This is a genomic window from Proteus sp. fly-1067, from assembly GCF_040139345.1.
Taxonomy (GTDB): Bacteria; Pseudomonadota; Gammaproteobacteria; order Enterobacterales; family Enterobacteriaceae; genus Proteus; species Proteus vulgaris_B.
On record NZ_JBEEUL010000319.1, the window covers coordinates 1 to 500 of the forward strand.

The following is a 500-nucleotide window of genomic DNA, read 5'->3' on the forward strand; positions in this document are numbered from 1 at the left end:
ATAAATAGGTCATCAAAACGTAAACCAAAACCATACTCGGCAGTTTGAGTTTTTTCAGGTTTTAAGTTTGGATTGGGCTTCCACCTATTTACAAATGGACCGACTTGAAAAAGAATTTCATCGTTATACATTTCCATCATGGTTGGTGCACGGAAAGCTTCTGAATAGGAAGCAAACAGCATTGACCAGTCTGTAGGCGTAATACTAACCGCACCTTTGGATGACCATTTCCCTTCTTTAACGTCATCATTGCCTTTTGCCGTTGATTTATAATGGTCGTAACGGGTTCCAATAATAAATGAAACAGGCAAATCCTTTAATGCAATCTCATCTTGTAAGAAGCCGGAAGCAAAGGTGATATCTGCATCAGGGAACTGAGTGGTCGCAGCATACGGTGTTTGATTTTGCTTATAGGTCTCACCACCATAAGTCAAGTTATGAGCAGCGAAAGGTAACTCATAAAAATGGGTTTTATTATCCAGTTTCAAACCATAGGTTTT

At 39.2% G+C, this 500-nt stretch carries 1 protein-coding gene; it reads right to left on the reverse strand.

Features of this window, described 5'->3' with window-relative positions; translation table 11 throughout:
• Positions 1-500 (reverse strand): TonB-dependent receptor domain-containing protein (locus tag ABN217_RS20610; protein WP_349460062.1); only part of this gene is annotated, 500 nt, incomplete at both ends.